The following is a 23,501-nucleotide window of genomic DNA, read 5'->3' on the forward strand; positions in this document are numbered from 1 at the left end:
GACTCAGACTCCTTGAGGGTCGAGTGCCGGGGCCGCCGCCTGGACGCCGCCGAAACGGCGCTCGCGCCGGGCGAAGGCGGCCATCGCGGCGTCGAGTTCGGCTTCACCGAACTCGGGCCACAAGCAGTCGGTGAAATAAAGCTCCGAGTATGCCGTCTGCCACAGCAGGAAGTTGCTGATGCGCAGTTCGCCGCCGGTGCGGATGAACAGGTCGGGGTCGGGTGCGTAGCTCAACGCCATGTAGCGCGACAGCGCCGCCTCGGTGAGCTCGGCGCCGGTCAGACCATCGGCGACGGCGCGCTGGCAGGCCTGCACGATGTCCCAGCGGCCGCCGTAGTTGAAGGCCACCGACAGGACCAGGCGGTTGTTGTGCCGCGTGGCAGCCTCGGCGCGATCCCAGGAGGCTCGCACCTTCTCGGACACCGCACTGCGGTCGCCGACGATGCGGATGCGCACACCCTCCTCCGCCAGCCGCTCGACGTGCTTGGCGACGGCCACCAGCACCAGGCTCATCAGGCCGGAGACCTCGTCGGCCGGGCGCCGCCAGTTCTCCGACGAGAACGCGAACACGGTGAGATATTCGACACCGCGCAGCACGCAGGCCTTGACCGTGCGCACCAGCGCATCGACGCCCTGCTCATGCCCGAAAGCGCGCGGCATGAAACGCTTGTTGGCCCAGCGCCCGTTGCCATCCATCACGATGGCGACGTGGCGGGGCACGGCGGTCTGGTCTGGCAACGCCATCTGGGGGCCCCGTCCTTGACGCCTGTCGGCCTCAGACCGCAAGGATCTCGGCTTCCTTGCCGGCGATCAGCTTGTCGATCTCGGCGATGGTGCGGTCGGTGAGCTTCTGGATCTCGTCCTGGGAGCGACGCTCGTCGTCCTCGGTGATCAGCTTGTCCTTGAGCAGCTTCTTGGCCTGCTCGTTGGCATCGCGGCGCAGGTTGCGTACCGCCACCTTGGCATCCTCGCCGGCGTGCTTGACGACCTTGGTCAGGTCGCGGCGGCGCTCCTCGGTCAGCGGCGGCATCGGCACGCGGATCAGGTCGCCTTGCGAGGCGGGGTTCAGGCCCAGGTCCGACTCGCGGATGGCCTTCTCGATCTTGGCGCCCATGCCCTTTTCCCAGGGCTGCACGCTGATGGTGCGAGCATCGAGCAGCGTGACGTTGGCCACCTGGCTGATCGCGACCATGGAGCCGTAGTACTCGACCTGGACCTGGTCGAGCAGGCCGGGGTGGGCACGGCCGGTGCGGATCTTGGTCAGCTCGTGCTTGTAGGCTTCGACCGATTTCTGCATCTTCTGCTCGGTCGTTTTCTTGATGTCTGCAATGCTCATGAGTTCGTACTCCTCACACGTGGACGAGGGTGCCCTCGTCTTCGCCGAGCACGACCTGCTTGAGGGCGCCCGGCTTGAAGATGCTGAACACCTTGATCGGCAGCTTCTGGTCGCGGCACAACGCGAACGCGGTCGCATCGAGGACCTGCAGGTTCTTGATGATGGCCTCGTCGAAGCTGATCTTCGTGTAGCGGGTGGCGCTCGGATCCTTTTTCGGGTCGGCGGAGTAGACACCGTCGACCTTGGTGGCCTTGAGCATGATGGCCGCGCCGATCTCGGCACCGCGCAGCGCCGCCGCGGTGTCGGTGGTGAAGAAGGGGTTGCCGGTGCCGGCCGCGAAGATCACGACCTTGCCCTCTTCCAGGTATTGCAGCGCCTTCGGACGCACATAGGGCTCGACCACCTGCTCGATGCCGATGGCGGACATCACGCGGGCGACCATGCCTTCCTGGCGCATCGTGTCGGCCAGCGCCAGCGCGTTCATCACGGTCGCCAGCATGCCCATGTAGTCGGCCGTGGCTCGGTCCATCCCGACCGAGCCGCCGGCGACGCCGCGGAAGATGTTGCCACCGCCGATCACGACCGCCACTTCACAACCCAAGGCCGTCACCTCCTGGATCTCGCGCACCATGCGGACGATGGTGGCCCGGTTGATGCCGTAGGCATCGTCGCCCATCAGGGCCTCACCGGAAAGCTTGAGCAGGATGCGCTTGTAGGCCGGCATTCAGTTCCTCCTGGAGTACGGCAGGTCTCGGGTGCGAAGTGTAGGGGATGGCGGGGCGGTTCTTCTTACTGGCCCTTGGCAGCGGCGACCTGGGCTGCCACTTCGGCAGCGAAGTCGTCCTGTTTCTTCTCGATGCCTTCGCCGACCACGTAGAGGGTGAAGCCCTTGACGGTGGTGTTGGCGGCCTTGAGCATCTGCTCGACGGTCTGCTTGTCGTTCTTCACGAAGGGCTGGTTCAGCAGTGACACTTCCTTCAGGTACTTCTGCACCGAGCCCTCGACCATCTTGGCAACGATGTCGGCCGGCTTGCCGCTCTCGGCCGCCTTCTGCTCGGCCACCGAACGCTCCTTGGCGATCAGCTCGGCGGGCACCTGGTCGGCCGACAGCGACACCGGCTTCATCGCGGCGATGTGCATCGCGACGTCCTTGGCGGCCACGTCGTCCCCGGTGTACTCGACCACCACGCCGATGCGGGTGCCATGCAGGTAGCTGACCAGCTTGCTGTCGCCGCTGAAACGCTTGAAGCGGCGGATCGTCATGTTCTCGCCGATCTTGCCGATCAGGCCGGAGCGGATCTGCTCGACGGTCTGGCCGCCGACGTCCAGCGCCGACAGGGCCGCCACATCGGCCGGGCCTTGTTTGGCGATGACTTCCGCGAGGGTCTTGCCGAAGGCCAGGAAGTCGTCGTTCTTGGTGACGAAATCGGTCTCGCAGTTCAGCTCCAGCAGGGCGCCGGTGTTGCCTTCGATGTAGGCGGCCACGATGCCCTCGGCGGTCACACGCGAGGCGGCCTTGCTGGCCTTGTTGCCGAGCTTGACACGCAGGATCTCCTCGGCGCGATTCAGGTCGCCGTCGGCTTCGGTCAGGGCCTTCTTGCACTCCATCATCGGCGCGTCGGTCTTGGCGCGCAGTTCGGCGACCATGCTTGCGGTAATTGCGGGCATTTCCTATCTCCAGTTCTCTTGCATGCTCCGGGCCCGCGGGCCCGGCATCAGAATCAGACGCTGCTGAAAAAAAGGGGCTGTAGCAGCCCCGTTTTCAGCACTGCGGGGAGTGCGTCAGGCGGCTTCGTTGACTTCCACGAACTCGTCGTCACCACCGGCACCGGCGGCCTGCACGACCTCGTTCACGGCGTTGGCCTTGCCTTCCAACACCGCATCGGCGACCGCACGGGCGTAGAGCGCCACGGCCTTGGAGGAATCGTCGTTGCCGGGGATGACGTAGTCGATCTCGGCCGGGGAGTGGTTGCTGTCGACCACGCCGATCACCGGGATGCCCAGCTTCTTGGCTTCGGCGACGGCGATCTTGTGGTAGCCGACGTCGATGACGAACAGCGCGTCAGGCAGCGCGTTCATGTCCTGGATGCCGCCGATGTCCTTTTCCAGCTTGGCGATCTCGCGCTGGAACAGCAGGCCTTCCTTCTTGTTCATCGACTCCAGGCCGGTCTCGACCTGGGCTTGCATGTCCTTCAGCTTCTTCAGCGAGGTCTTGACCGTCTTGAAGTTGGTCAGCATGCCGCCCAGCCAACGCTGGTCGACATAGGGCATGCCGGCGCGCTGCGCCTCGGTGGCGACGAACTCGCGCGCCTGGCGCTTGGTGCCCACCATCAGGATGGTGCCGCGCTTGGCGGAGAGCTGACGCACGAACTTCATCGCTTCCTCGAAAAGAGGCAGGGTCTTCTCGAGGTTGATGATGTGGATCTTGTTGCGATGGCCGAAGATGTAGGGGGCCATCTTGGGGTTCCAGAAGCGGGTCTGGTGTCCGAAGTGGACACCGGCTTCCAGCATTTCGCGCATGGTCACGGGCATGTCTTGCTCCAAAGGTTGGGTCTAAAATCCGGCGCACATTGCAACCATCACTAACCGGTTGCAACACCTTCAAACCGCCGGGTTTGCGATTTGTCTGCCTGGGCTCCGTTCTATCGGATCCAATCGAGTCAGGTTCCATCAGCCGGGCAGCTTCCGGGAAGCTGCAGCCTCGATCCCGCTTGACGACTGCAACAGTGTTGCAAAAGCATCCGGCATCAAGGCCCTGGTGGCTCTGAACGGCGGGGCGTCGAAGGGGCCCGCCCAGGTAAACCCGAAGAGTATAACAGCTCCATGTACATCGACCTGATTTCGGCACGCAGCGCCGTGAACGAGCGCCGCGAGCGCGCCGCCGACCTGCTGGCCGCGGCCCGCGCTGCCGCGGGTTCCGAGGCCTGCCGCCATGTTTTCCTGCGCCGCTTCGACGCGCAAGCCTCGGCGGCCGCCGAGGCAGCCGACCGCGCGCTGGCAGCGGGCGCCCCGCTGCCGCCGCTGGCGGGCCTGGCCGTCAGCATCAAGGACTTGTTCGATGTCGCCGGCCAGCCGACGACGGCGGGCTCGGTGGTGCTGGCCGGCACGCCGCCGGCCCGCGCCGATGCCCTCGCCGTGGCACGCCTGCGTCGAGCGGGCGCGGCCCTGGTGGGCCACACCAACATGACCGAGTTTGCCTTCTCGGGGGTCGGCTGGAATCCGCACCACGGCACGCCGGCCAACGCCGGCACCCGGCGCGTCGATCCCGAGGGCGCGCGCATTCCCGGCGGATCGAGTTCCGGCGCGGCAGTCTCGGTCGCGGCCGGCGCGGCCTGGGCGGCACTCGGCTCGGACACCGGGGGATCGATCCGTATCCCGGCCGCCCTGCAGGGCCTGGTCGGCTTCAAGAACACCGCCCGACTGACGCCGCTGACCGGCGCAGTGCCGCTGTCCACGACGCTGGACACCGCCTGCGCCCTCACCCGCTCGGTGCGCGACGCGGTCCTGCTGCACGAGGTGCTGGCCGCGCGCGAGGTGGCGCTGAGCCGCCGCCCCTTGGGCGCCTGGCGGCTCGCGGTGGTACGGCAGACGATGCAGGACGAGTTGGACCAGACGGTCGCCGCGGCCTTCGAGACGGCACTCGCGACGCTGCGACGCGGCGGCGCCCGCATCGAGGAGATCGAACTCGCCGAGATCGGCGAGCTGAGCCGGATCCAGGCCACCGGGGGTTTCTCCGCCGCCGAGAGCTGGGCCTGGCACCGCCGCCTGCTGGAGCGCGACGGTGAGCGCTACGATCCGCGCGTCGCACAGCGCATCCGCCGCGGCGCGGCCATGACAGCGGCCGAGTACATCGAGTTGCAGCAGGCCCGTGCGGCCTGGATCGCCCGCATGGAGTCGGCCCTGGCCGGCTTCGACGCGGTGCTCTCGCCCACCGTGCCCATCACGGCGCCGGCCATTGCCTCGATCGCGCAGGACGACGCCGAGTTTTTCCGTGTCAACGCCCTGCTGCTGCGCAACACCTCGGTCGTCAACATGCTGGACGGCTGCGCGCTGTCCTTGCCCTGCCACGACCCCGGGCAGCTGCCGGTCGGCCTGATGGTCTGGGCCGGGCCGCTGGCCGACGACCGCGTGCTCGACGTCTCGCTGGCCATCGAAGCGCAACTGACGCTGCGGGGGCGCTGAGGACATGCACATCGCCATCATCGGGGCGGGCATCGCCGGCGTCACTGCCGCCCATGCGCTGGCTGCCCAGGGCCACCGGGTCACCGTCTTCGAGCGCCGCGGCAGCGTCGCCGCCGAGGCCAGCTTCGCCCACCTCGGGCTGATCGCGCCGAGCGGCGCCGGGCCCGGCAGCTTCGACGCCACGCCGCCACTCGCGGAACGCGGCCGCTGGGGCCTGCATCCCCAGGCCCACCTGCGTCCCGGCTGGGACGCCGCGGCCTGGCGCTGGCTGTGGCAGGCGCGCCAGGCCGCCGCGCCACGCCGCGCCACCGCACAGAAAAGCCTGGGCGAGCTGGCCCGCTACGGCCGGCTGCAACTGCTCAAGCTGGTCGCAGCGCACCGCCTGGAGTACGAGCGCGCCGACGGCCACCTGGTGCTGCTGTGCAGCGCCAAACAGCTGGACGAGGCCCGGCAGGGCCTCGTCGACCTGAAGGCCCGCGGCGTCGAGGCCCGCCTGCTCGACGCCGCCGCCTGCCGCGCGCTGGAGCCGGGCCTGCAGGGCGGCACGGCCCTGGCCGGTGGCCTGCACTTCCCGCAGGACGAGGTCGGCAACTGCCGCCAGTTCGCCCACCTGCTCAAGGAAGCGGGCGAGCGCGCCGGCGTGGAGTTCCGTTTCTGCACCGAGGTCACCGGGATCACGTCCGGCCCCTCCCCCGCCTTGCGCAGCATCGAGCTGGCCGAGACGACCGCCTTCCTGCAAAGCCGCCAGGAGCTGGCAGCCGACAGCGGCAACAGCGGCATGGAGGAACACTTCGACGCCGTGATGCTGTGCGCCGGCGCACAGGCCGCCCCCCTGCTGCGCCAGCTGGGGCTGCGGCTGCCGCTGCTGCCCATCTACGGCTACACCATCACCGCGACCCTGCGCGACTATGACCGCGGCCCGCGCTCGGCCGTCACCGACGCGCAAGCCGGCATCGGCATCGCGCGCCTGGGCCATCGTGTGCGGGTGAGCGGCGGCATCGAGATCGGCACCGCGCCGCACCAGCACCACGAAGCCCTGCTGCGCCCGCTCTACGAGGCGCTGGACCGCTGGTTCCCGGGGGCTGCCCACACGCACCGCAACCACGCGCAGGCCTGGAAAGGCGCCAGCCCCACCTTGCCCGACGGCTTGCCGGTGCTGGGCGCCAGCGTGGTCCCCGGCATCTGGCTCAACCTGGGCCACGGCACCCAGGGCTGGGCCCTGGCCTGCGGCGCCGCCCGCCTGCTGGCGGACCGGATCTCGGGTCGCAGCCCGGACCTCGCGCTCGGGCCGTTCGAGCCGGCGCGGCTGCAGGAGCGCTAAGGTGTCGCAGCGCCTGCGCCCGGTGCTGCCGGCCGGCTCGGCAAGAGCTGCGAGCTGGCCGCTGCACGATCTCGCGGCCAGCCGGGCCCTGGAGGCCGCCGCCACCGAGACGCTGCCTCCCTACACGCTGATGCAGCGCGCCGGAGCCGCGGTGGCCCGCCTGGCGATGGCGGTCGCGCCGCATGCGCCACGGCTCTGGGTCGCTGCCGGTCCGGGCAACAACGGCGGCGACGGACTGGAGGCCGCCTTGCAACTGCAGATCGCCGGCAAGGCGGTGGCGGTCAGCCTGTACGGCGAGGCGGCGCGGCTGCCGGCCGATGCCCGGACCGCGCTGGAGCGCTGCCAGGCGGCGGGGGTGCGGATCGAGCCGGGAGGCGTCGAGCGGCCGGCCGGGATCGACGCTGAAACCGGCGCCGCCCTGGCCGTGGACGCCCTGCTCGGGCTGGGCAGCTCGCGCGCCCCTGCCGGCCTGCTGGCGCAGGGGGTGGCGCAGTTGCGCCGGTGGCGCGGACCGGTGCTGGCCGTGGACCTGCCGACCGGGCTCGACGCCGGCAGCGGGCAAGCGCTCGGCGGCGACATCGAGGCCTGCGTGCGCGCCGACCACACCTTGGCGCTGCTGACGCTCAAGCCGGGACTGTTCACCGGCCACGGGCGCGACCTCGCCGGCCGTGTCTGGTTCGACGACCTCGGCGTGGCACCCGGCGACGGCGCGACAGCTGAACTGCGCAGCGGCAGCACCGGCCTGCATCCGCGGCGCACTCACGCACAACACAAGGGCAGCTTCGGCGACGTGCTGGTGCTGGGCGGCGCGCCCGGCATGAGCGGAGCCGCGCTGCTGGCCGCACGTGCAGCGCTCGCCGCCGGGGCGGGACGGGTCTATGCCTGCCCGCTGGACGAGGCGTTGCCCCCCCTCGACGCGGGGATGCCGGAGCTGATGTTCCGCCGCGTCGAGGCGGCCCGGCGCATGGACTGGCAGGCACTGACCCTGGTCTGCGGATGCGGCGGCGGCGAGGCGGTGCGCGCGGTCTTGCCCCAGGCTTTGAGCCGCGGCGGCCGGCTGGTGCTCGATGCCGACGCGCTCAACGCGCTCGCGGCCGACCCCTCGCTGCAGCGGCTTCTGCAGGCGCGCTCGGCGCGCGGCCTGCCGACGGTGCTGACGCCCCACCCCCTTGAAGCCGGGCGGCTGCTGCAATGCAGCGCTGCCGAGGTCCAGGCGCAACGTCTGGAGGCCGCCGCGGAGCTGGCTCGGCGCCACGGCTGCGTGGTGGTGCTCAAGGGCTCGGGCAGCATCGTGGCCGCACCCGGTGCGCCGACCGCCGTCAACGCGAGCGGCAATGCCGCACTCGCGACCGCCGGCACCGGGGACGTGCTGGCCGGCTGGTTGGGCGGGCTGTGGTCGCAGGGACTGGAGGTGCGCGATGCCGCCTTGTTGGCCGTGTTCGAGCACGGCACGGCGGCGGATCGATGGCTGTCCCGGGTCGGCACGACAGGCCCGCTGCCCGCCAGCCAGCTGATCCGCGAACTCGCTGCCGGATCGAGGTCGCCCGGCCCATGAAAAAGATGCAGGCCGCACCTGGCGGCCTGCATCGGCGAAAAACAGGCAGGCAAGCCGCCCGGTCCGGGGCTCCTCGCGGCGCTCAGCTGCGCCGGGTGCGCGTCTTCTTGGCCGCGCTCTTCGCGGCCTTGACCGGATGGGTCTTCTGCGCGGCGTGGCGGGCCGTGCCCTTGGCGGCGCGGCTGCGCGCCTTGACCTCGCGATCGGCCTCCTGCACGCCCTTGAGCTCGGCCTGCTTGCCGCCGGCCTTCTCGCGCATCGCCCGCGACAGCAGGCGCTCGTCGGCACTCTCGCGCACCATGCGGAAGTCGATCTTGCGACCGTCCAGGTCGACCCGGCTGACCTGCACTCGGACGCGTGCCCCCACGGCATAACGCACGCCGGTGCGCTCGCCGCGCAGCTCCTGGCGCACCTCGTCGAACTTGTAGTACTCGCCGCCCAGCTCGGTGATGTGCACCAGGCCCTCGACATACAAGGCGTCCAGCTGCACGAAGAGCCCGAAGGTGGTGACGGCGCTGACCGTGCCGCTGAACTCCTCGCCCAGGTGCTCGCGCATGAAGCGGCACTTGAGCCAGGCCTCGACGTCGCGCGAGGCCTCGTCGGCACGGCGCTCGCAGGCGCTGCAATGCACGCCCGCGGCCTCCCACTGGGCCGCCTCGTGCGCGGGGGTCTTGCGCGCGCCGCGCTTGGGCGGCTCCTCGCCGGCACCGGCGCCGAGCTGGTAGCGTTTGCCCAGCAGCAAGGCCTTGATCACACGATGCACCAGCAGGTCCGGATAACGCCGGATCGGGCTCGTGAAGTGGGTGTAGGCCTCATAGGCCAGGCCGAAGTGGCCGCTGTTGGCCGGCGTGTAGATGGCCTGCTGCATCGAGCGCAGCAGCATCGAGTGGATCTGCTGCGCGTCGGGCCGCTCCTTGGTGGCCTGCGCGATGGTCTGGAACTCGGCCGGCTTGGGATCGTCGCTGATGCCCATGCCGATTCCGAGGGCCTTGAGGTAGTTCTGCAGAATCACCTTCTTCTCGGGCGTGGGGCCTTCGTGCACCCGGTACAGCGAAGGGTGCTCGGCCCGGGCGATGAAGTCGGCCGAGCAGACGTTGGCCGCCAGCATCGCCTCCTCGATGAGACGGTGCGCCTCGTTGCGCACGCGCGGCACGATCTTCTCGATGCGGCCGTTGTCATCGCAGACGATCTGGGTCTCGGTGGTCTCGAAGTCGACCGCCCCGCGCTGACCGCGCTCACGCAGCAGGGCCCGGTAGACCTCGTGCAGGTGCAGCAGGTGCGGCACCAGGGCGTGACGGCGGGCCGCCTCGGGACCGCGGGTGTTGCCGAGGATGGCCGCCACCTCGGTGTAGGTGAAGCGCGCATGCGAGTTGATCACCGCCGGGAAAAACTGGTAGGCGTGCAGTTCGCCGTTGGCGGTGATCAGCATGTCGCAGACCATCGCCAGCCGGTCTTCCTCGGGGTTGAGCGAACACAGGCCGTTGGACAGCTTCTCGGGCAGCATCGGGATCACCCGGCGCGGAAAGTAGACCGAGGTGGCGCGCTCGTAGGCGTCGATGTCCAGCGGCTCGCCCGGCTTCACGTAGTGGCTCACGTCGGCGATCGCGACCACCAGGCGCCAGCCCCTGCTGCGTCCGACCTTGGCCGGCTCGCAGTAGACCGCGTCGTCGAAGTCGCGGGCATCCTCGCCGTCGATGGTCACCAGCGGCACGTCGCGCAGGTCGATGCGGTGCTTGTAGTCGGCCGGGCGGACGCTGTCGGGCAGCTTGGCGGCCTGCGCGAGGGTCTCCGGCGAGAACTGGTGCGGCACCTCGTACTTGCGCACGGCGATCTCGATCTCCATGCCGGGATCGTCGATCTCGCCCAGCACCTCGGTGACCCGGCCGACCGGCTGCGAATACAGCGAGGGTGGCTCGGTCAGCTCGACCGCCACCACCTGCCCGGGCTGGGCTTCAGCGGTGGCGTTTTTGGGGATCAGGATGTCCTGCCCGTAGCGCTTGTCCTCGGGAGCGACGATCCAGGCGCCGCTCTCGTGCAGCAGCCGACCGATGATGGGGGTCTTGCGGCGCTCGATGATCTCCAGCACGCGGCCTTCGGGGCGGCCCTTGCGGTCGTAGCGGATGATGCGCACGCGCACCCGGTCACGGTGCAGCACCGCCCGCATCTCCTGCGGCGAGAGATAGACATCGGCCTCGCGGTCGTCGCGCTGCACGAAGCCATGGCCGTCGCGGTGGCCTTGCACCGTGCCCTCGAGTTCACTCATGAGCGCCGCAGCGGCGGGGGGAGTTGCAACGTTGGAATTTTTAATGATAGAATCTCCTTCTGTTCGGTTCACAGCTTAACAAACAAGTTGCGAACTCAGAAGCCGATCAAAAGGCTTCTGATAGGCCCAGGTGGCGGAATTGGTAGACGCACTAGTTTCAGGTACTAGCGGGTAACTCCGTGGAGGTTCGAGTCCTCTCCTGGGCACCAGACACAAAAGCCTCGCATCGCACGATGCGGGGCTTTTCTGTTTCCGCGGCATGTCGTGTGTCGCTTCGTGCGCCACTGCTTCGTGAGGTGAGTACGGTGATGCGGTTTTACGGCTCATGGGACGGTGGTGATGAGGCGGGCGGTGTCGCGCTGGAGCGGACCACTCCCTCCCCTGCCGGCAAACATGGTGCCGCAGACCGGCGCTTCTTTGCAAGGACCTTGCCGAAGGCTGCGGATCTCGAGGCGTGAATACCGCAACACGAACATCTCTCTCGGATCGTGAAGAAAATCCGCCGGGGGACTTCAAAAAAGATAAAAGACCCTGCTAGAATATTTGTCTGTTCGGTTCACAGCCCATGGCATGTGAAGCCAGCGCCCAGGTGGCGGAATTGGTAGACGCACTAGTTTCAGGTACTAGCGGGTAACTCCGTGGAGGTTCGAGTCCTCTCCTGGGCACCAGACACAAAAGCCTCGCATCGCACGATGCGGGGCTTTTCTGTTTTCGGAACCACGCCGAGGCCTTCCCACTCCACGGCGCGCAGTCGCCGTGTGGATGGCAAAAGGGCCAGGCGCCGCAGCGGCCTGGCCCTCGCGAGTCCCGGTCTCGGGCCCGGCGCACCGCGCCGAGCAGCGTGTTCAGACTTCGTATTTTTTCGCCAGGCCTTCGGGCCGTAGCGAGTCGTATTCTTCGAAGGGCTGGTGAATCCAGGGGCTGGTGGGCAGGTTTTCGTCGAAATAATCCGGCGTGTAGCTTGACACCCCCTTGACCCAGATCACCGCGGAGCGCACCTCGCGAATCGCCGGCATGCCACGCAGGCGCTCGACCACCGCCTTCAGCGTGACGCCGGAGTCGGCCAAGTCGTCGACCAGCAGCACGCGCCCTGCCAGCTCGCCCTTGGGCATCGTGATGTACTTGGCCATATCCAGCCGACCCTGGATGGTGCCGGCCTCGGCGCGATAGGAACTGGTCGACATGATGGCCAGCGGCTTGTCGAACACGCGCGACAGCACGTCACCCGGACGCATGCCACCACGGGCCAGGCAGAGAATCTGGTCGAACTCCCAGCCCGAGTTGTAAACCTTGAGCGCCAGGCGCTCGATGTGCATGTGGTACTCGTCCCAGGAGACGTAGAGGTGTTTGCCGTCGTCGGTCAGCATGCGGTTTCCTAAAGCTCGGCGGGAAGCCGTGATGGTTCAGAATTGCGGCCCGGGCACCCTCATCAGGCCTTGTAGGGGTGCCGCAGCAGGATGGTGTGCTCGCGGTCCGGGCCGGTCGACACCATGTCTATCGGCGCGCCGACGAGTTCCTGAACCCTCTCGAGATAGCTGCGCGCCTTGGCCGGCAATTCCTCCCAGCGTGTCACGCCGGCGGTGCTTTCGCTCCAGCCCGGGAAGCTCTCGTAAACAGGCCGGCAGGCGACGATGTCGTCGGCATCCAGGGGCAGGATGTCGATGCGCTCGCCGTTCAGCTCGTAGCCGACGCAGGCCTGGATCTCCTGCAGGCCGTCGAGCACGTCGAGCTTGGTGATGCACAGGCCCGAGACGCCGTTGATCAGGATGGAGCGCTTGAGCGCGGCGACGTCCAGCCAGCCGCAGCGGCGCGCCCGGCCGGTCACGGTGCCGCGCTCCTGCCCCACCGTCGAGAGGTGGTGCCCGATGGTGCCTTCCTGGTCGATCGGCAGTTCGGTCGGGAAAGGACCGCTGCCGACCCGGGTGGTATAGGCCTTGGTGATGCCGAGGATGTAGTGCAGCTTGTCCGGGCCGACGCCGGAACCGGCCGCGGCATTGCCGGCGACGCAGTTGCTCGAGGTCACGTACGGATAGGTGCCGTGATCGATGTCCAGCAGTGTCCCCTGGGCCCCCTCGAACAACACGTTGCCGCCTTGCGCGTTGATCGCCGCGATGCGCACGCCGACGTCGGCCAGCATGGGCTTGAGGTGCTCGGCGACCCGCATCGCGTGGTCGAAGATGGGCTGGAACTCGAGCGCCTCGGCCTTCAGATAGCCCTTGAGCACGAAGTTGTGCAGTTCCAGCAGCTCGTGCAGTTTCTTGGCGAAGCGCTCCGGGTGTTTCAGGTCCTGCACCCGCAGCGCGCGGCGCGCTACCTTGTCCTCGTAGGCCGGGCCGATACCCTTGCCGGTGGTGCCGATCTTGCCGGCCCCGCTGGACTCGCGCAGCAGCTCGCGGGCGCGATCGATTTCGACGTGGAAAGGCAGGATCAGCGGGCAGGACTCGCTGATGAACAGGCGCGAGCGCACCTCCAGACCGGCCGCCTCCAGGCGCTCGATCTCCAGCAGCAGGTGGGCCGGGTCGACCACCACGCCGTTGCCGATGTAGCAGGCCACGCCGTCGCGCATGATGCCCGAGGGAATCAGCTGCAGAGCCGTCTTCTTGCCCTTGATGACCAGCGTGTGGCCGGCATTGTGGCCGCCCTGGAAGCGCACCACGCCGCTGGCATGGTCGGTCAGCCAGTCCACCACCTTGCCCTTGCCTTCGTCACCCCACTGGGTCCCGATCACGACGACGTTGCGCCCACGGTCTTGCTGCGTCATGGAATAAATCCTGAATCAAAAAATGTGTGTGTGGAGGGCTGCTGCCCGCCGTCGTTCAGAGGGCCTGCACGACCCACCGCCCTGCCACCGCGACCAGCTCCCGGTCGCACTCGAACTCCTGCACCTCGTGCTCGTGTCCGGGCAGCACGCAGACGACGATCTCGCCTTGCTCCCGGAGCTGGCGGATGGCGTCGCGCAAGGTCTTGTCCTCGCCCCAGGGCGCGCGGACGGCCGCACGGATGCCGGCGACACGCGCCGGACCCGCGAGCTCCTTGAGGTCGGTGCTGAAACCCACCGCCGGGCGGTTGCGGCCGAACACCGCACCCACCTCGTCGTAGCGGCCGCCGCGCACCAGCGCGTCCGGGCTGCCCGCCGCGTAGATTGCGAAGCGGGTGCCGCTGTAGTAGGCGTAGCCGCTCAAGTCGGCGAGGTCGAAGCCGATGCGCACCTGGGGGTGGGTGTGGCTGACCCGCTCCACCAGCCAGCGCAGATCGGACACCGCGGCGCCGATGCCCGGCAGCGCCGGCAGCACCCGCTCGGCCTCGGCGAGCACCTCCAGGCCGCCATACAGGCGCGTCAAGACCAGCAGCCCCTCTCGGCTTGCTTCCGGAAAGCCGGCGGTCAACTCGGCCAGGCGAGCAGTGTCCTTGGCGGCCAGGCTGGCATACACCTCGTCGAGCAACGCGGGCTCGGCCGCCACGCCGGCCAGCAGCGCACGCACGATGCGGGTATCGGCCAGGTCGAGGAATAGCTGCTCGATGCCCAGACGCTGCAGGCCTTCCAGAGCCAGCTCCTGGGCTTCGAGGTCGGCTTCGAGGCCCGCATGGCCGTAGATTTCGGCGCCGAACTGCAGCGGCTCGCGTGTCGCGTGCAGGCCCGAAGGCTGGGTGTGCAGGACCGGGCCGCAGTAGCACAGCCGGGTCACGCCCTTGCGGTTGAGCAGGTGGGCGTCGATGCGCGCGACCTGGGGGGTCGCGTCGGCACGCACGCCCATCGTGCGGCCGCTGAGCTGGTCGACCAGCTTGAAGGTGCGCAGGTCGAGCTCGCGACCTGTGCCGGACAGCAGCGACTCCAGGTATTCGAGCAGCGGCGGCATCACCAGCTCGTAGCCGTAGCCGCGGGCCACGTCGAGCAAGGCGCGGCGCAGTTCTTCGATACGCCTGGCCTCCGAGGGCAAGACATCGGCGATGTGCTCGGGCAGCAGCCAAGCAGACGACATAAAAACCACCGGGGGATTAAAAACGCGATTGTACCGGGGCGTAAGCACCCCGGGGGCGTTCGGGACTGCCCGGCTTCACGCCGGGCTGCCGATCAGCTGAGGAGCCAAAGCAGGATCAGCCCTGCCACCAGGCTCGCCAGCCCGAGAAAACGGATCTGGCCGTTGCTGAGTTGCAAGGCCTGTTCGAAAACGCGACGCCACGTGACCGGGCTGAACAAGGGTAGCAGGCCTTCGAAGACCAGTACCAGCGCCAGCGCCACCCACAAGGCGTTCGTCATCGTCGTGTTGTTACTTTCGAGGCGCCCCCGCGGCAGGCAAGCCGCCGCGCATGGTACGGAAGAATTCGTTGCTCGACGGATCGAGCACCAGCACGTCGGAGCGGCCGCGGAAGCTCTTCTGGTAGGCGTCAAGGCTGCGGTAGAACTGCGCGAACTGGGGGTCCTGGCCGAAGGCGCTGCTGTAGATCGCGGCGGCCTTGGCATCGCCCTCGCCCTTGACCTTCTGCGCGTCGCGGTAGGCCTCGGCGATGATGATCTCGCGCTGCTTGTCGGCGTCGGCCTTGATCTGCTCGCCTTCAGCGGCGCCGGTGGAGCGCAGTTCGGACGCCACACGCTTGCGCTCGGACTCCATGCGGCGGTAGACCGAATCGGTGACATTGGCGGAGAAATCGACCCGCTTGGTCCGCACGTCGACGATCTCGATGCCGAAGCTCTTGGCATCGTCGGTCAGCCGCGAGCGCACCGCCTGCATGACCTTCTCGCGGTCGGTCGCCAGCATCTCGCGCACGGTGCGTTTGGTGACCTCCTCGTTGAAGGCGGCCTGCACGATGGGCGCCAGCCGGGTTTCGGCATTGCGCACATCAACACCGTTGTTGCGGATGAACTGGCGCGAGTCCACGATGCGCCACTTGACCAGCCAGTCGATCACCAGGCTCTTTTTCTCGGCCGTGAAGATGGGCCGGGTTTCGGGGCTGTCCAGGGTCTGGATGCGCCGGTCCAGGAACACCACGTTCTGGAACGGGGGCGGCATCTTCACTTTCAGGCCCGGCTCCGTGATGACTTCCTTGATCTCGCCCAGCGCGTAGACCACGGCAAACTGCCGCTGGTCGACCAGAAACAGGGTGGACCCGGCAACCACCACGAGCAGCAGCAGGGTCGAAACAATCAATCCGATGCGGTTCATATCAACGCCTCTTCGCCTCTTTTCGCCTCTTGTTGTTTGTCTCAGCGGCTTTCGCGTTCACGGCTGCGCTGGTTGTCCCGCGAACGGGTGTCGGCCTGCGAGGGCAGCGGCACCGGATCGCTGGTCGCCGGCAGCGCCGGCGCAGCTGCCGGGGCACTCGCCGGCGCTGTCTGGGATGACTGCTGCAGCAGCTTGTCGAGCGGCAGGTAGAGCAGATTGCCGTTGCTGCGAGTGTCGATCAGCACCTTGGTGGCGTTGGCGTAAATCTGTGTCATCGTGTCCAGGTAAAGCCGGTCGCGCGTGACCGCCGGCGCCTTGGCGTACTCGGTCAGCACACTTCTGAAGCGGTCGGCATCGCCTTCCGCCTGGGAGACCACGCGGGAGCGGTAGCCCTCGGCCTCCTGGCGCAGCCGCGAGGCCGTGCCCTGAGCTTTGGGGATGACCTCGTTGGCATAAGCCTGCGCTTCGTTCTTGGCCCGTTCGCGATCGGCGCCGGCGCGGAAGGCATCCTCGAAAGCCGATTGCACCTGCTCCGGCGGCTGCACGCTCTGCACGTTGACGTTGGCGACCTGGATGCCGGCGTTGAGCCGGTCGAGCTGGGCCTGCACCGACTTGACGAGGTCGGCCGCGATGGCGTCGCGCTGCTCGTAGAGCACCGAGTCCATGTTGCTGCGGCCGACGATCTCGCGCACGGCCGATTCGGCAGCCTGCACCACCGCGTCGTCGGGGCGGCGGTTCTCGAACACGTATTGCTTTACGTCCTTGATGCGGTATTGCACGGTGAAGCGGATGTCGACGATGTTCTCGTCCTGCGTCAGCATCGAGGAGTCGCGCAGGCCGGTCTGCTGCATCACCGAGGTGTTACCGACCTCCACCGAGCGCAGTTGCGTTACCGGCACGATCTCGTGCGACTGGAAGGGATAGGGCATGCGCCACTTGAAGCCGGCCTCGGTGGTGTGGCTGTAGCGGCCGAAGGACATCACCACCGCCTGGTGGCCTTCCTGGACGATGAAAAAGCCGCTGAAGAGCCAGATCAGCAGCACCACACCGCCGACCAGCATCGCACTCAGCCCCGCACCGCGGAAGCCGGGCGGGAAGGAGCCGCCGCCGTTGCCGGAGCCGTTGGGCCCCGGGCCGCCCGCCTTGCCGCCGAACATGCCGCTCAGGCGCCGGTTGAAATCGCGCCAGATCTCATCGAGGTCCGGCGGGCCGTCGTTGCGCCCGCCGCCGCCCGAACCCTGATTGCGGGTGGGCTCGTTGCTCTGCGGGTCCAGACTGCGGCCCCAGCGCGGGTCATTCAGGTTGAACAGCCGGCGCACGCCCCAGCCGGCCGTGGCCGCCACGGCCGCCGCCAGCGCGGTCAGGACCGCCAGCGGGCGCGAGGCGGATCGGCGGGGCTCCGAGGTGCGGGAGGCGTATGAGGTGCTTGTGTTCATGCTCGTGCAATTGAAGCGGAATTCTGCGCGGGCGGCTCGTCGTCGGAACCGCCCCCGCTCTGTTCTGTGGTGTGCCCGGACCCGCTGCCCTCCTGCGCCGGCGTACCGGGCGCAGGCAGCGTGCCCATGGCGGCCTGCGCAATGATAGGTCGGAGTTGGTCCAACCCCTCCCCGGTGATCGCACTGACGAACACCCGCGGCACGCTGCGGTGCGGCTCGACTTCGTAGACGTCGACGAGGCTTCGCGGCCGCTGCGTCCCTTCGAGCGCGTCGAGCTTGTTGAACACGATCAACTGGGGCAGGCCGTCCGCGCCGATCTCGCGCAGCACACGCTGCACCTCGTCGATCTGCTCGCGCCAGACCGGGCTGGCGGCGTCCACCACGTGCAGCAGCAGGTCCGCGTCGTTGGCCTCCTGCAGGGTGGCCTGGAAGGCTTCGACCAGGGTGTGCGGCAGGTCGCGGATGAAACCCACGGTGTCCGAGAGCGAGATCGAACGCTGGGCTTCAGCCAGGTAGAGCTGCCGGGTGGTGGTGTCGAGGGTCGCGAACAGCTGGTTGGCCGCGTAGGTGCGGGCCTTCACCAGCGCGTTGAAGAGCGTCGATTTGCCGGCGTTGGTGTAGCCGACCAGCGAGACCCGGAAGGTACCGCTGCGCTCGCGCGAACGGCGCTGCATGTTGCGCTGGCGCTTGACCTTCTCGAGCTGGAATTTCAGCGCCTTGATGCGGTCGCCGATCATGCGGCGGTCGAGCTCGATCTGCGCTTCGCCGGGGCCGCCGCGGTGCCCCACCCCGCCGCGCTGGCGTTCCAGGTGGCTCCAGCGGCGCACCAGGCGGGTCGAGAGGTATTGCAGCCGGGCCAGCTCGACTTGGAGCTTGCCTTCGTGGCTCTGCGCGCGCCGCCCGAAGATCTCCAGGATCAGCATGGTGCGGTCGGCCACCGGCACGCCGAGATGGCGCTCCAGGTTGCGTTGCTGCGCCGGCGACAGGGCCTGGTCGAACAGCACCGAGGCCGCCTGGTGGGCAGTGACCAGCAGCTTGATTTCGTCGGCCTTGCCTTCGCCGACGAACAGCGCCGCGTCAGGCGCCTTGCGTTTGCAGGTGAGTCGTGCGACGGGCTCTTCGCCGGCGGATTCGGCCAGCAGGGCGAGTTCGTCGAGGGTGGGATCGAAAGGCGAGCCGGAGCCGAGGTCCACGCCCACGAGCACCGTGCGGGTTGGAGTCGGAGTCGCCGTTGGGGAGGGTGTCAAAGTAGGTGCCGTTGCCGAAGGCTCACATGGGGCCCGTTGCCGGGCCCGCATGCACTTCAGTTGGACTCTGCCGATTCGCCAGCGTGGAAGTTCACTGCCCGACCGGGAACAACCGTGGAGATGGCGTGCTTGTAGACCATCTGGGTCACGGTATTGCGCAAGAGCACCACATACTGATCAAAAGACTCGATGTGGCCCTGCAGTTTGATGCCGTTCACGAGGTAGATCGAGACCGGCACGTGTTCTTTGCGCAGCAGGTTCAGAAAGGGGTCTTGTAGAAGTTGCCCTTTATTGCTCACGATATGCTCCGTGTTGAAAGTTTTGGAACCCGGACGTTAACACAGGGCCCCACCCCTCCCGGTAAATCCTTACGAATCCTTATCTGTGAAGGGGTTGCGGGACGATTTCAATTCGATCCGCAAGGGGGTGCCCACCAACTTGAAATGCTCGCGGAAGCGCGCTTCCAGGTAGCGCTTGTAGACGTCGGTCACGTGCTCCAGCGAATTGCCGTGCACCACGATCAGCGGCGGGTTCATCCCGCCCTGATGCGCATAGCGCAGCTTGGGCCGGAACATGCCGGAACGCTTGGGCGCCTGGTGCTCGACCGCCTCGTGCACCAGCCGGGTGAGCACCGGCGTCGGCATCTTGCGGAAGGCCGAAGCATGGGCGTCGGTGATCGCCTTCCACAAGGGTCCCAGCCCCTGCCGCTTGAGCGCCGAAATATGCAGCAGCGGCGCAAATTTGAGGAAGGCCAGGCGCTGCTCGATCGAGCGCTCCAGCATCTTGCGCTGGTACTCGTCGACCGCATCCCACTTGTTGATCGCCAGCACCACGGCCCGGCCACTGTCGAGGATATAGCCGGCGATGTGGGCATCCTGCTCGGTCACGCCCTGGGTGGCGTCCAGCAGTTGGACCACGACGTTGGCCTCCGAGATCGCCTGCAGGGTCTTGACCACCGAGAACTTCTCGATCGCCTCGAACACCTTGCCCTTGCGGCGCAGGCCGGCGGTATCGATCAGCTCGAAGCGCTGACCGTGCCGCTCGAAGGGCACGCTGATCGCGTCGCGGGTGGTGCCCGGCATGTCGAAGGCGATCAGGCGCTCCTCGCCCAGCCAGGTGTTGATCAAGGTCGACTTGCCGACGTTGGGGCGGCCGGCCACCGCGAGCTTCACGGTCAGCCCGGCGTCCTCGGCCGGCGTCTCGTCCTCTTCGCCTTCGAAGAAAAACGGCTCCAGCGCAATCTCGATCAGGCTGCGGATGCCCTGCCCGTGCGCGGCAGAGATGGGCAGCGGCTCGCCCATGCCCAGCTCGTGGAACTCGGCCAGCAGCGGCGAGTCGGCCATGCCTTCGGCCTTGTTGACCGCCAGGATCACCCGCTTGTCGACCGAGCGCAGGTAGCGCGCGATGTCGTGGTCCTGCCCCGAGAGTCCGTTGCGGACGTCGAGCACGAAGACCACCGCGTCCGCTTCGGCGACGGCCTGGCGGGTCTGCTTGGCCATCTCCTTGACGATGCCGGTGGAGGAATCGGGCTCGAAGCCGCCGGTGTCGATCACGATGAACTCGCGGTCGCCCAGACGCCCGTCGCCATAGTGGCGGTCGCGCGTGAGGCCGGAAAAGTCGGCGACGATGGCGTCGCGCGTCTTCGTCATGCGGTTGAAGAGCGTCGACTTGCCGACGTTGGGCCGCCCGACCAGGGCAATTACAGGTTTCATCCGACGGACCTCGACAGCAGGCGCTTCTCTCGATTCAGGGTGCTTACTGGGCACGGAAGGCGAACACGCCGCCGGCCCGGGTCAGCACCACCATCGTGGAGCCGACCAGCACCGGCGCGCCGACCACCGCCGAACCGTCGGTCTGCAGCCGTGCACGCGGCACGCCGTCCGTGGCCGACAGCAGGTGCACATAGCCTTCGGCGTCACCCACCACCACGCTGCCCGGCAGGGCCAGCGGCGCGCTCAGGCCGCGGAAGCGGAAGCGCTCGGACGTCCACAGCACCTCGCCGTTGGACTGCCGGTAGGCGCTGAGGCGGTCGGTGGCATCCACGCCATAAACCCGCTCGCCGTCACCGGCCAGGCCGGTGGCCCCAGCCGAGTTCTTGCTCCACTGCAGGACGCCACCCTGGGCATCGACGCAGCCGAGCGCCGACTGGAAGGCGCGTGCGCAGACCACGTCGCCGTTGCGGGCGGGCGGGCCGACCAGGTCCGCCAGCCGCTCCACCTCGTTGGTGCCACGCGGCGCGGCCAGCGGCACTTCCCAGCGCACCGAACCGCGCAGCGGGTCCAGTCCGGCCAGGCGCGGACCCTGTCCCACCACCAGCGTGTCACGCACCGGCAGCAACACGCCCGGCTGCGCCAGCATCAGCGGATCGCCGGGGCGCTGTTGCGACCACAGCTTGGCGCCGCTGGCGGCGTCGTAGGCATGCACCGAGCGGTCGGCGGCATAAATGAAAACCCGTTCGCCGGCCACCAGGGGCGGCGTGACGACACGCGACTTGAGCGCCTGGCGCCAGGCCACCTGCCCGCCCTGCAGCACCACCAGCTGGTTGGCGCGCGTCACCACGGCAGTGAAGCGGCCGTCGCTGCCGACACCTGCGCTCAGCTCGCTGCCGACGCTGGCGCGCCACAGTTCCTTGCCGCTGTCGGCCTGCAGCGCGACGACGGTACCGTCGGCGGTGGCCGCGACGAGTGTGTCGCCGTGGATGGCCGGCCGCATCGGCAACTGCTGCAAGGAGCCGATGCGCTGGTTCCACAGCGACTGCACCCGCAGGCTGGCCGGCGCCGGCGACTCCAGCGGCGTCGGTTTGGGCTTCTGAGGCCCGCTGGAGCAGGCGGCCAGCAGGGCCGCCAACACAGCGGCGGAAAGCAGGCGCACGGCGCGCACGGGCGGTGGCAGGAGCTTGTTCATCACTGTGCGGCCGCGGCGGCGGAGGCGGCAGTTTCGGGGGCCGGGGCAGCGCCCAGCCGGGTCAGCTTGGCTTCCACGAGGCGGCGGTAGTCCAGCGTCGGCGCCAGGGCCTTGTAGGCCTTTTCATACTCGGCCTGGGCCTCGGCCGGCTTGCCCTGGGCAAACAGGATGTCGCCCCGGCGATCGGCGGCCAGGCCGTCGAACTCCTTGGGCAGGCCGCCGTCCAGCGACTTCATCGCCTCGTCGTATTTCTTCTGCTCCAGCAGCAATGCGGCCAGGCGCAGGCGGGCAATCGCCCGGTACTCGTCGTCGGCGTTGTCGGCCACCCACCTCAGCGCGACAGCGGCCGCGTCGGCCTTGTTCTTCTGCTGCAGAACCTTGGCAGCCAGCAGCCCGGCCTGCTGGGCATACACGGTGCGGGGATGGCGTTCCCTGATGTCGTCGAAAGCGCGCTGGACCTTGTCGGCGTCGCCGGCGCGGGCGGCCAGGTCGAGCTGGTCGTACAGGGCCGAGGCCTTGATGGCCTGGTCGCGCTGCCACCAGTTCCAGCCCTGCCACGCGGCAAAGCTGCCGAGCACCAGGATCAGGGTCCAGGTGACGAGATTGCCGTACTGCTTCCAGAAGTGCTTGACTTGCTCAAGCTGTTCTTGTTCTTCGAGGTCGAGATGGGTGGCCATGCGGGCGTTCCGGGAAGAAATGGGGGCGCCTGCCGGCGGGCGCCGGCGGGCAAAAGGGCGATTATGCGTTGAGCAGCTCGGCCGCCCACGCGGCGGCCTCGGCGATCGGCAGCAGGCGCTGCGAGGCGCTGGCCTCGCGCAGCGGCTTGAGCGCCACCATGCCCTGCGCCAGCTCGTCGGCGCCGAACACCAGTGCGTAGCGGGCGCCGCTGGCGTCGGCCTTCTTGAACTGGCTTTTCATGCTGCCCTGCCCGTCCTTGCCGCCGGCATGCATGAGCACCGAGACACCGGCCGCCCGCAGCGTCTCGAGGGTGGACATCACCGTGCCCAGCGAGCCGCTGTCGGGCACCACGGCGTAGGCGTGCGGCGGGCGGGCCGGCGCTTCGCCGCCGAGCTCCCTGAGCAGTTCCAGCACACGCTCCATGCCCAGTGCCCAGCCGACCGCCGGGGCGGGCTTGCCGCCGACCTGCTCGATCAGGTAGTCGTAGCGGCCGCCGCCGCAGACGGTGCCCTGCGAGCCGAGCCGGTCGGTGACCCACTCGAACACGGTCAGGTTGTAGTAGTCCATGCCGCGAACCAGGCGCGGGTTGATGCGGTATTCCAGGCCGTTCGCGTCGAGCACCGCGCGCACCGCGTTGAAATGCGCCAGCGAGGCCTCGCCGAGGAAGTCCATCAGGCGGGGCGCTGCCTCGACGAGGGCCTGCATCGCCGGGTTTTTGGTGTCGAGGATGCGCAGCGGGTTGCTGTGCAGGCGGCGCTGCGCCTCAGCATCGAGCTGGTCGCGGTGCTGCTCGAAGTAGGCGATCAGCGCAGCGCGGTGGGCGCGGCGTTCGTCGGGCTGGCCCAGGCTGTTGAGCTCCAGGCGCACATCGGTGAGGCCGATGTCGCGCCACAGCGAGCGGCACATCAGGATCAGCTCGGCATCCACGTCCGGGCCGCCGAAACCCAGCGCCTCGGCACCGACCTGGTGGAACTGCCGGTAGCGGCCGCGCTGCGGCCGTTCGTGGCGGAACATCGGGCCCATGTAGTAAATGCGTTTGCCGCCGTCGTAGAGCAGCGAGTGCTCGGCCACCGCGCGCACCACGCCCGCGGTGTTCTCGGGGCGCAAGGTCAACTTGTCCCCGTTCATCGAGTCCTCGAAGGAGTACATCTCCTTCTCGACGATGTCGGTGACCTCGCCCAGGCCGCGCACGAACAGCGCGGTGGGCTCGACGATGGGGGTGCGCAGGTTGGCATAGCCGTAGCGCTGCATCAAGGCGCGCACCTTGTCCTCGAACCACTCCCAGCGCGCCGAGTCCGGCGGCAGGATGTCGTTCATGCCCTTGACGGCCTTGAGCTCGGCCTTGATCTGTTCTGCCATGGTGTCGTGATGTGGTGGCTGGGCCCGGCTGGGCCGGGCCGGCAATGGCGGCGCCCCT

Annotated in this window: 21 protein-coding genes and 2 tRNA genes; 5 read left to right on the top strand and 18 right to left on the bottom strand. The window is 68.3% G+C overall.

Going from position 1 to position 23,501, the window contains the following annotated elements:
• Positions 1–3: 3 nt before the first annotated feature.
• From uppS to rpsB, 5 genes are all read right to left on the bottom strand, one after another.
• On the bottom strand, positions 4–744 hold the full coding sequence (gene uppS / locus OOT46_RS21005) for a polyprenyl diphosphate synthase (RefSeq protein ID WP_265405589.1): 741 nt from the start codon (positions 742–744) through the stop codon (positions 4–6).
• Positions 745–775: 31 nt separating this feature from the next.
• Positions 776–1,336: a ribosome recycling factor gene (frr, locus tag OOT46_RS21010; protein WP_265405590.1), complete on the bottom strand. Its 561-nt coding sequence runs from the start codon at positions 1,334–1,336 to the stop codon at positions 776–778.
• Positions 1,337–1,349: 13 nt separating this feature from the next.
• Entirely contained in the window at positions 1,350–2,060 is a 711-nt protein-coding gene (gene pyrH / locus OOT46_RS21015) for a UMP kinase (protein ID WP_265405591.1), read from the bottom strand.
• A gap of 65 nt (positions 2,061–2,125) precedes the next feature.
• The gene (gene tsf / locus OOT46_RS21020; protein ID WP_265405592.1) at positions 2,126–3,004 is read right to left on the bottom strand and encodes a translation elongation factor Ts; all 879 of its coding nucleotides are present in this window, start codon (positions 3,002–3,004) and stop codon (positions 2,126–2,128) included.
• Between the two features lie 114 nt (positions 3,005–3,118).
• Complete coding sequence (gene rpsB, locus OOT46_RS21025; RefSeq protein ID WP_265405593.1) at positions 3,119–3,868, bottom strand: 30S ribosomal protein S2; 750 nt, start codon at positions 3,866–3,868, stop codon at positions 3,119–3,121.
• 291 nt (positions 3,869–4,159) lie between these two features.
• Between rpsB and OOT46_RS21030 the strand changes: the two genes are divergently transcribed.
• The 3 genes from OOT46_RS21030 to OOT46_RS21040 are packed head-to-tail and all read left to right on the top strand — an operon-like array spanning position 4,160 to position 8,394.
• Positions 4,160–5,518: an amidase gene (locus tag OOT46_RS21030; protein ID WP_265405594.1), complete on the top strand. Its 1,359-nt coding sequence runs from the start codon at positions 4,160–4,162 to the stop codon at positions 5,516–5,518.
• Between the two features lie 4 nt (positions 5,519–5,522).
• Positions 5,523–6,839 (top strand): FAD-dependent oxidoreductase, encoded by a 1,317-nt coding sequence (locus tag OOT46_RS21035; protein WP_265405595.1) that lies wholly within the window; start codon positions 5,523–5,525, stop codon positions 6,837–6,839.
• A 1-nt stretch (position 6,840) separates the two neighbouring features.
• Complete coding sequence (locus tag OOT46_RS21040; RefSeq protein WP_265405596.1) at positions 6,841–8,394, top strand: NAD(P)H-hydrate dehydratase; 1,554 nt, start codon at positions 6,841–6,843, stop codon at positions 8,392–8,394.
• A gap of 82 nt (positions 8,395–8,476) precedes the next feature.
• Here OOT46_RS21040 and rnr read toward each other — a convergent pair whose 3' ends face one another.
• Complete coding sequence (gene rnr / locus OOT46_RS21045; protein WP_265405597.1) at positions 8,477–10,657, bottom strand: ribonuclease R; 2,181 nt, start codon at positions 10,655–10,657, stop codon at positions 8,477–8,479.
• Positions 10,658–10,781: 124 nt separating this feature from the next.
• On the opposite strand from rnr, the gene OOT46_RS21050 reads away from it, so the two are divergent.
• Positions 10,782–10,866: transfer RNA gene (locus OOT46_RS21050), tRNA-Leu, on the top strand.
• Between the two features lie 374 nt (positions 10,867–11,240).
• Positions 11,241–11,325: transfer RNA gene (locus OOT46_RS21055), tRNA-Leu, on the top strand.
• A gap of 177 nt (positions 11,326–11,502) precedes the next feature.
• Here OOT46_RS21055 and OOT46_RS21060 read toward each other — a convergent pair.
• The 12 genes from OOT46_RS21060 to hisS all read right to left on the bottom strand — a co-directional run bounded on the left by OOT46_RS21060 (position 11,503) and on the right by hisS (position 23,443).
• Positions 11,503–12,024 (bottom strand): phosphoribosyltransferase, encoded by a 522-nt coding sequence (locus tag OOT46_RS21060; protein ID WP_265405598.1) that lies wholly within the window; start codon positions 12,022–12,024, stop codon positions 11,503–11,505.
• Positions 12,025–12,086: 62 nt separating this feature from the next.
• Positions 12,087–13,418 carry an adenylosuccinate synthase gene (locus OOT46_RS21065; protein ID WP_265405599.1) on the bottom strand — a complete coding sequence of 444 codons (1,332 nt, stop codon included), beginning with the start codon at positions 13,416–13,418 and terminating at the stop codon, positions 12,087–12,089.
• A 55-nt stretch (positions 13,419–13,473) separates the two neighbouring features.
• Positions 13,474–14,637 carry an ATP phosphoribosyltransferase regulatory subunit gene (locus OOT46_RS21070; RefSeq protein ID WP_265405600.1) on the bottom strand — a complete coding sequence of 388 codons (1,164 nt, stop codon included), beginning with the start codon at positions 14,635–14,637 and terminating at the stop codon, positions 13,474–13,476.
• Between the two features lie 92 nt (positions 14,638–14,729).
• Positions 14,730–14,915, bottom strand: a complete 186-nt coding sequence (locus OOT46_RS21075) for a DUF2065 domain-containing protein (RefSeq protein WP_265405601.1) — start codon at positions 14,913–14,915, stop codon at positions 14,730–14,732.
• Positions 14,916–14,925: 10 nt separating this feature from the next.
• A complete protein-coding gene (gene hflC / locus OOT46_RS21080; protein ID WP_265405602.1) occupies positions 14,926–15,819 on the bottom strand; it encodes a protease modulator HflC in 894 nt (297 codons plus the stop codon).
• Between the two features lie 41 nt (positions 15,820–15,860).
• Positions 15,861–17,255 carry an FtsH protease activity modulator HflK gene (gene hflK, locus OOT46_RS21085; RefSeq protein WP_265405603.1) on the bottom strand — a complete coding sequence of 465 codons (1,395 nt, stop codon included), beginning with the start codon at positions 17,253–17,255 and terminating at the stop codon, positions 15,861–15,863.
• Positions 17,252–18,553 (bottom strand): GTPase HflX, encoded by a 1,302-nt coding sequence (gene hflX / locus OOT46_RS21090; protein WP_416136235.1) that lies wholly within the window; start codon positions 18,551–18,553, stop codon positions 17,252–17,254. Before hflX ends, hflK begins: the two co-directional genes overlap by 4 nt.
• A gap of 5 nt (positions 18,554–18,558) precedes the next feature.
• Entirely contained in the window at positions 18,559–18,801 is a 243-nt protein-coding gene (gene hfq / locus OOT46_RS21095; protein ID WP_047194726.1) for an RNA chaperone Hfq, read from the bottom strand.
• 69 nt (positions 18,802–18,870) lie between these two features.
• Positions 18,871–20,214, bottom strand: a complete 1,344-nt coding sequence (gene der, locus OOT46_RS21100) for a ribosome biogenesis GTPase Der (protein WP_265405605.1) — start codon at positions 20,212–20,214, stop codon at positions 18,871–18,873.
• Positions 20,215–20,257: 43 nt separating this feature from the next.
• A complete protein-coding gene (gene bamB / locus OOT46_RS21105; RefSeq protein ID WP_265405606.1) occupies positions 20,258–21,406 on the bottom strand; it encodes an outer membrane protein assembly factor BamB in 1,149 nt (382 codons plus the stop codon).
• Positions 21,406–22,083, bottom strand: a complete 678-nt coding sequence (locus OOT46_RS21110; RefSeq protein WP_265405607.1) for a YfgM family protein — start codon at positions 22,081–22,083, stop codon at positions 21,406–21,408. The genes bamB and OOT46_RS21110 overlap by 1 nt, the downstream gene beginning before the upstream one ends.
• Positions 22,084–22,144: 61 nt before the next feature.
• Positions 22,145–23,443: a histidine--tRNA ligase gene (gene hisS, locus OOT46_RS21115; protein WP_265405608.1), complete on the bottom strand. Its 1,299-nt coding sequence runs from the start codon at positions 23,441–23,443 to the stop codon at positions 22,145–22,147.
• Positions 23,444–23,501 lie beyond the last annotated feature (58 nt).

This window comes from Aquabacterium sp. A7-Y, from assembly GCF_026153205.1.
In the GTDB taxonomy this organism is placed as follows: domain Bacteria; phylum Pseudomonadota; class Gammaproteobacteria; order Burkholderiales; family Burkholderiaceae_C; genus Caldimonas.